We start from the raw sequence: 7,898 nt of genomic DNA, 5'->3' as shown, positions 1-7,898 counted from the left end.
AGGCTAGTTGCCCGCGCCGCAACCATGCCGCAGCTGAATCTCCTGCGAAAACCCTCTCTATACAAAGCATCTACGCCAATTGAGAGCTTTAGCTATGACTATTAGGTAAAACGGCAAAACCAGGCTTTGAGACAACTGGCACAGACCAGCATAGGCCAAACTTAGTCCACCTTGTAGCCTTACTGGCACAGAGTAGATGTGCTTAGCTAAACACCTTGGAGACAACATCGCCAAATCCGCTCTGCTGTGCACCGACCTCTCCTTAAAATATAAGCCCGCCCAGGGTATCCTGGACGGGCTGTTTAGGAGAAACCTACAAGCAAGGGATGAGTGCTTTATTCCCCCTTATTATTTGCAGAATTCGGACGGGCGTGGGGATTATAGCTCTTCCACCAGCCCTTAGCCTTCTGGGCAATCCGCCAAGATTGCACCTTCTTATAGAAATGCTCGGCCGTTGATAAAGAGTGGCCCATCATCTCTGCGAGCGCTTCTCTCTGATTAGGATCCCCATGCTCGCGCTGGTGGGTTACTGCAATGTGTCGGAACAGATGAGGGTTTACCTTAAAACCCTTGCCAAACACAGCAGAGGTCGCGCGGTACATAGAGTAGGTGATGATCGAATACAGATTGTTGTGCTTAAAGGGTTGACCCAGCATCTCAAGACTCGAGTTTGACCCTAGAGAACAAAACACCAGATTCGGGTTGTGCTCATTTTGGGGATATTTTTCAGCCACCATTGCCGCAATCTTAGGCCGCCAAACCATCAGCCACTCATCGAGATCAGCCGTCAACAAGTCAGGAATGGGGTATTCTCGCGACTTCCCAGTCTTAGAACCGTTCTTGTGATCGTCGGGCCCTAAAACAATCCAATAGGCGTCTTCCCGCCGAAATAAAGTACGCCCTAATTCAAGCTCTCGAAGCTCCCGCTGGCGCATCGCACAGTAAAGCAGCAAAGCACACATTAAATAACGGAGCCACGACCGGGCGATCGCACTGTCCTTGCGCCGATAGGTCCAGAACGCTTCTTTTTTCTGGCGGCGGGTCCGGGGAACGCCGCGGCGGACCCGGGGAGCGCAGCTTTCTCTGAGCCACTCAACAGCCATCGCACATTGCGAAAACGAAGGTAGGATTTCCTCTTTTTTAGAGCTTTCTCCCTTCATTCGCTGCCGATAGCGCTTTAGCAATCGACTCAGAACTTTAACCGCTCCCGCCTCGTCGTAATCCTCCATAAACCGATTAAGCCACTGGGCAATCTTCTTTGCTGTGGACACTATCCCTTGCACCCACCTATAACTATTGGGGGGATACCCTGTCCCCGCCCAACGATCATTGAGGCCCCACTCGGTGAACCGCTGAAGAAGCTTAACTTCGGTCATTAACGACAGAGAAAGATTCGCCTTTGTAATCTTAAGACTAGGAAGTGGGGTCTTCAAATCTTCCAAAGTAATTCCAAGGGTAGCCAAGTCCCCCTTTAACACATTGATCAGAAATCCAAAGAAATTCTCGATATTGCGGGTGTGCCTTTCCATGCTGACAGCTCTAATAGGTGGGGTTTGCCGGTTTCCAACCTCGCGTCGGGTCCAAAAATCAGCCATAGCAGTGTGCTCTTTTTGGGCTGTTTCAGACCACTGATCAATTGACAAGGAATAGGGAGCCAACTTAGGGTTCTTGCCTTTACCCCGCCGTACTCCATAAAAAGTTTCTCCACTTCGAGCGGATGGCGCATATTTGCGGTTCGAGTGTTCTACGTTTAGCCGGAAGTACTCCTGCTGCTTAGTGAACTTTAGAAAACCGGCAAAGTCTGACTTGATGTTGCTAGCCGAGCGCGCCGACAACTGGCCGTCCTTGACACACTCATCCAAATATAGAGCCAGGACTACGTCAGAATCTTGGAGACATGACAGAGGAACCCGCTCCAAGGCACCTTCAAAATCGGACTTAATCTCCTGTTTAGATACTCCCCGAGCTCGGAGGAAGTGTTTAAAGGCCGTTTTAGCATTCAAAATTCGCTTCTGCTTTTCGCAGATACCATCGCTGGCCAAGTAATCGGCTACAGCGTAGCCTGATGTTGTCGTCATTCGTTAATGTCTCCTTTTTTCCTGAAAATTAGGTGTTTGATCAAACGGTTCATGGGATCAAGTTATGTGAAACAGCTTTTTAGTCGGTTTTTGACAGAAACTTAGGGTGCCTAAGACAGCAAACAGCAAATCGACGCAAATCTCTGCAAACCTTGAAAAACAAAGGCTGTAGCGATTTACAGCGATAGTTTAAATCCATGAAATTGGTCTTCAGGATTCTGTTTTCCTGACGCAGGAAAACAGAATCCTGAAGTTTTGTTAAGAGTGTGAACCGATCCAACAAAACACAGTTTGGCCGAGCCTGTTTGATAATTCCAGTGGCAAAGCCATCTAGATGTAGGCAGTTAGGTGGTCTGAGTAGATATAAATGACTCATCCAAAAAGACATTTGAACCTCCGTTTTTGCTGGATTTCAGCAGAAATTCAGGGAGCCTAAAGTAGGCAAGCAAAAATCGCTGCAATCTCTAAAGACCCTAAGAAATAAGGGCTGAAACGATTTGCGAAAATTTTTGAAATCCCTAAAATTGTTTTCAGCAAAGACAAAAACTAACTGGCTTTAGGCAGCCAGTTTAATGCTGTAGATATTGATGATCTTAGGCAAGCAGATCTACGGAAAGCCTTTGAGTTCATTAATCGAATCAAAGGCATGGGTTCCTTGCCCCTGTCACTTGCTTGAATTAATTAAGCAATGAGGAAGCAAGGATATTCAGTTTTTCTTAGCTTAGCGAAGCTTTCCAAAAGCGACCACCCTAAATTTATTCAGATTGCTGAATGGCAGCATTTAGCCAGTCTTCGCCAAAGCTACTTTCACTCAAGTGAAACTAATTGAAACTACTTTCATTTAATTGAAACTAATTGAAACTACTTTTTTTACTAAAAACAATTCGGTACGACATCTTCAACACTCATGCCGTATCCTCAACCACATCCCGTTAAGGCAATGACGTTCTGGTAGCGGATCCGTTTTAAAGTTTTCGCAACTCTCAACACGGGGACTCTATTCTCAATAAGCATCAATATTTTGAGCCCTTTCAATTCCAAATCGCTAAAACCCTTGTTATTCCGATAAACTGTACTTGCTGAAATATCAAAAAGAGCAAGTCAAGGGTTGCGAGGGTAGTTTGGATCCAATTCTGAGGTGAATCGGTGCCGAAGCAAAATCGCCACGACCAGGCGGAAATTTGGTCGGCGGATCAGTTTGAACAGGTGATGGAGGAATTGAGCCTCAAGATGCGATCGCTCTTCTCCATCTGCTACTACACCGGCTGTCGGGTGAGCGAGGCGCGGCAGCTGCGGGCGGAGGATGTGGTGGGGGAGACGCTGGTCCTGCGCAAGGCGACGACAAAGACAAAACGCACAAGGGCGGTGCCGATCCATCCCAATCTGAAGGCAGTGCTGGCGGCGGCAGAGTTGCCAAACCGGGGGTATCTGTTTCCGGGGCGGAGTGGGGAGGGGCCGATTACGCGGCAAGCTTGTGATTTAGCGCTGCGCAAGGCGTGCGACCGCCTCGGCCTGCGCGGGTACAGCACTCACAGCAATCGGCGCACCTGGGCAACGCGGTTAGATAAGGCGGGGGTGCGACTAAAGGCAATTCAAGACCTGGGCGGGTGGTCGTCGATGGCGGCGCTGCAACGGTACCTGGATGTGTCGGAGGAGGAGAAGGTGGAGGCGATCGCTCAGTTGTAGAGACCAGGCAAACTATTCTTAATGCTGTAGAGAGCACAAAGCCCCTGTTTGCTGCTAAACAGGGGCTTGAGCGCGTTAAGTAATCGGTTGAACTAGTTGATTATCATTAGGCTGCAGGCCGAGAGAGGGAAACCACCTTGCGGTCTACCTCTGCCAAGTAGCCTTGCTCGGGGTAGTACCCAATCCGAGAAACAGTCATTTGGCCGTTGGTCATCTGCACATCCAAAAAGGCTCCGGTGCGGGTACAGCCTGCGATGTAGGTGGGAATCATGTCTGGGCCAGCGGCGCTGCCATCGGGACGGGTCCAGGGAATATACCAACCACCTTCGGGAGTGGGATGCAGATGCCCAGTGAAGATAGCAGCCACGTTGTAGGGTGCGATCGCATCCCAATAGGCCTTACGCTGGGCCTCGGTCCACCATTCCTCCTTCTGTTCGCTCTTCCCTATGGAAAAGTCGTCAAAGCCGCAGTGCTGCACCAGAACCACCGGGCGGCCCGAGTTACCCACGTAGCGCTGCAAGTCGTTTTTCAAGAAAGACAAGCTGCCATAGGGGTCGTTTTGGGGGTACTGGGGCGAGGTAGTATCGCTGGGAAAGAGGTTGAGCTGCACAAAGTGAACGTCCTGCCAGTCCCAGGAATAATGTGGATTCTTGGTGTTGGTAACGGGCGTACCGCGCTTGCGGTCAGTCATCGCCGCTTTGATTTGGCCGGGGTTGATGCACTCTGACCGACCCAGGTCACAGGCCGCTTTCTTAAGCCAATCCCCTGGCGTGTAATAGTCGTGATTGCCTAGGCCGTCGTAGACAAAACGAGAGATTCCATCAATGCTGCGCTTGTACTGCGACCACTGGGTACCGCGTGTGTAGTCGGTAAGGTCGCCCGCGATCAAAATTCCTCGGATGTTGCCGCCGGTTTGCAGACGTTGGCGCATCTGCGCAGTTGTGTTTTCAGCCTTTTTGTCCCAGTCGTTGTTGCTGTTTTCATACTGGGGATCGGCGGTGGCTAAAAAGCGCACGTCTCGCTGAGATATAGGCAAATCGGTACCGTAAGGCGCAGTGTCGATTACCTTTTCATTCCAGTCACGGGACTGACAGTAGCGATCGGGCGGCAGGCCTAGGTTGGAGCGATCCCGCGAGACCAGCATGGCGTATCCGCCCGCAGGCATTTTGACGACGCAGGTAAAGTTATCAGTCTCGATTTGGGCTGTCAGCATTGCATCCCGCTTGCCTGATGGGTTGCAGTCTTTGTTTTTCCAGTTGCAGGCCTCGCCGCCGCCAGGGCTGATATTGGTTCTAAAATCGCCTTCGATGACTTTGGCATGCATCGGCGCGTTGTCGCCAGTGCGGTGGTAGATCGCAAAGGCATGGGCTTTTTCGGGTGCGATCGCACTCAAGCCAATTAAGCAAATCACTAGCGCCACTACCTTGAGCGCAGCCCGCCGCAGAGCCGCTGATCGATTCCAGAGGGCTCGTAGATTGTTTGGGGGCAATAAATTCATGTCACTGGCTCCTTGTCCTTGGGGGAAGTTGACAAGGTACAAATTCAGCCGTTTCAGAAGTCATTCCCGCCTGTGCCACGTGTTTAACCGTAGGTAAACAGGTGATATGGATTACGGTTGTTCAGGGTTGCGGAGACTATAGCTGTTCCGTAAGGGCTCCCCTAGCGGTGGGTTAATCCACTAGGGGGAGTTCTCTCGGCATTAACAACAGGCGATCGCCATGCTTATCAGCCCAAGTCGTTACTCTGAGAAAATTACACCCATACCCCCGTTGGGAAACCAGCGGGCTTTTTATTGCCGCGAAAAAGAGCCCCTCCGTGGTTACTAGGTTTGGCGGGGCTCTATCAGGGTGTATCTATGCCTGAGTTTAGGTTGCCCGGTTATTGGGCAGGTGCTTACCGGGTATCAATCGCAGGCGTATGTAAGCTGCATCAGTGAGCTTTCCATGGGTTTTTCCCGATGTGTAGGACAGCCCAGAGGCCAGGCTCTCCCCTGGCCTAGTCCCGGTGTTTGCCTCGTCGCGCAACTACTCAAATGAAGGCGTATTTAAATCTTGTGTCAAGCCCGCGTACTTTACGGACTAAGGTGCGGGCACTTTGGAAATGTAGTGAGTAGCGGGCAAGAGCCCTCGGCTTAGAGGAGCCCCCAGTATGGCTAAATCCAAATCTACCAGGATAAAGCGCCCCAACTTCAATGCAGTTAGGGGCAAAGTTCGGGAGTTGGCATCAGCGCATGATTACGACGAGCAGGTGCTCCTCGGCTTGGCCGAGTTCGTCAACGGGGGGCCATTCAAGCAGGCTGAGCTTACCCTGCCGGAGCTAAAAGCCGGGGTCACTCAAGCCTTGGGATGCAAAAGCTACGACGAGCTTAAGAAAAATGCGACCTTCAAGCTTTATGTCGCTGACGCCAAGCTAAAGCTCAACAACAAAGCAGCATGGCAGCAAATTTATCGGGAATGGGTTGAACTACCAGAGTCTGAGCGTGATGCCATTGGCAAGGACTGCATCAACGGGATCGATATATTCCGCAACTTCCGCCCTTGGGAAGTATTTCAGCTAGACCCAAGCAAGGCTACGGCAGACGACATCAAAGGAGCTTTTCGGCAGTTATCCCTCCAACACCATCCTGATCAGGGTGGTGACGGGAAGGTGTTTAACCGACTGAAGCTTATGAGAGACAGTTTACTGGCGGCATACTCCTAGAAAGAAAATGGCTGAGAAATGCACTATTCGAGACAATGAACTCTCTCAAGCTTTAGAGGTGTCGCTACAGCGAATCTACGACATCTGCGAGCTTTTCGATAAAGTTCCCGATGATAAGTGGGAGCTAATTGAAGGAGAGCATTTTTCTTGGGCAAACCAGTCTTTGGGTCAAAGACGGTTTAGCCCTGAGGGAGCCTACGAGATATGCAAGTACATTAATGAAAACGAGGGCCGTCAACTGATCCGTCGCTTTCGTCGGTGGCTGAGTGGTCGAGACAAAAAACTAAAGCAGCTCTTAGTGGAGAAAAAGTTTATTGAGGTCGTTGACAGTAAGGACGCACTAATATTCGTCCATGATCGTGCCTACATGCGGCCTCGTTACACTCGTCAGCTTTTAGGTCTGGGGAATCGCCAGGATGTCTTAAATAAGGCTTTTCAGGGAGAGATTAAAGCTACTAAGGCTGAGCCGCTGCAGCTCGAGAAGCACTTTATCAAAGATGGAGACGCCGTCTGCTTGAGCGGCATGGGCATTGCGCGAGTATCAGCCAACCTGGGAGCAACTCTGACCAATCATCATCGCCGGGCCTGGTGTGAATTGGTATCCCAGCGTGTTACTGCAGCATTGCAAGATATAGTAGAAGACCGCAAAAATCGCAAAAAACTGATTCAACAGGCAGAGGAAAGGGCTAAAAAAGCTGCCGACAAAACTTGTCAAATAACAGGCGAAAGGCGCGGCCCTGCAAATCCCATTAACCTAGCAGTTCATCATGTCTATGACCGTCAAAATTATCCACATCTAGCAGATCATCCATACAACCTTATTGTTATCCAGGAAAGTGTTCACAAGGACTTTCATCAGTGGCTCGGAGGTAATGGTAGGGGTTGCACAGTTGACGACCTTGAGCGGTATATCGACACGTTTTCAGCAAGTCTGTTCCCCGACTCAACAACCGGTAGGAAACACATGAGTAAGGCCTTGAGGCGAATCGAGAAGATCCGCCGGATGGTACGACCTCTGGCTTAACTCCCAATCGGGAGCTTCACTCTAGATTCTATGGCTGCCTCACACTCCAAACCGCCTACACGCTGCCTCAAACAGTGCAGCAGCCCCAGCGGCGGATCGTTTGCACAAGCTTGAGACCCCCACCAGGGAGGGCACCATAGGCTCACAGCCGACACAACAGAGGCTCAGCTAGGAAGAGATCATATGGGCATTCTTTTCATAGACTATAAGCACATATGCTCTGTGCCAGTAGCGCTGAAAAATGGACTAGGTTTGGCCTGTGCTGGCTTGTGCCAGTTGTCTCAAAGCCTGATTTTGCCGTTCTACCTAAAAGTCGTAGCTAAACCGCTTGATTGGCTTGCATGCCTCATGTAGAGAGGGTTCTATAAGAAATTCAGCTGTGGAGTGGTTGCGGCGCGGGCAACTAGCCT

5 protein-coding genes are annotated in these 7,898 nt (G+C 50.5%); 3 read left to right on the top strand and 2 right to left on the bottom strand.

Features of this window, described 5'->3' with window-relative positions; all coding sequences use genetic code 11:
- Window positions 1-335 precede the first annotated feature (335 nt).
- A complete protein-coding gene (locus VB780_RS08335) occupies window positions 336-2,078 on the bottom strand; it encodes a site-specific integrase (RefSeq protein WP_323350674.1) in 1,743 nt (580 codons plus the stop codon).
- A gap of 1,146 nt (window positions 2,079-3,224) precedes the next feature.
- Here VB780_RS08335 and VB780_RS08330 point away from each other — a divergent pair.
- A complete protein-coding gene (locus VB780_RS08330; RefSeq protein ID WP_323350673.1) occupies window positions 3,225-3,764 on the top strand; it encodes a site-specific integrase in 540 nt (179 codons plus the stop codon).
- 106 nt (window positions 3,765-3,870) lie between these two features.
- On the opposite strand, the gene VB780_RS08325 is transcribed toward VB780_RS08330, so the two are convergent.
- Window positions 3,871-5,262, bottom strand: coding sequence for a metallophosphoesterase (locus VB780_RS08325; RefSeq protein ID WP_323350672.1), 1,392 nt, complete (start codon window positions 5,260-5,262; stop codon window positions 3,871-3,873).
- Between the two features lie 650 nt (window positions 5,263-5,912).
- Here VB780_RS08325 and VB780_RS08320 point away from each other — a divergent pair.
- Both VB780_RS08320 and VB780_RS08315 read left to right on the top strand, forming a co-directional pair.
- On the top strand, window positions 5,913-6,464 hold the full coding sequence (locus VB780_RS08320; protein WP_323350671.1) for a J domain-containing protein: 552 nt from the start codon (window positions 5,913-5,915) through the stop codon (window positions 6,462-6,464).
- Window positions 6,465-6,471: 7 nt separating this feature from the next.
- Window positions 6,472-7,488: a hypothetical protein gene (locus VB780_RS08315; RefSeq protein WP_323350670.1), complete on the top strand. Its 1,017-nt coding sequence runs from the start codon at window positions 6,472-6,474 to the stop codon at window positions 7,486-7,488.
- The last annotated feature ends 410 nt before the right edge of the window (window positions 7,489-7,898 follow it).

The organism is Leptolyngbya sp. CCNP1308, from assembly GCF_034932455.1.
Classification (GTDB): domain Bacteria; phylum Cyanobacteriota; class Cyanobacteriia; order Phormidesmidales; family Phormidesmidaceae; genus Nodosilinea.
The sequence above is the reverse complement of the archived record's forward strand: the minus strand, read 5'-3'. Positions and strand labels throughout refer to the sequence as shown.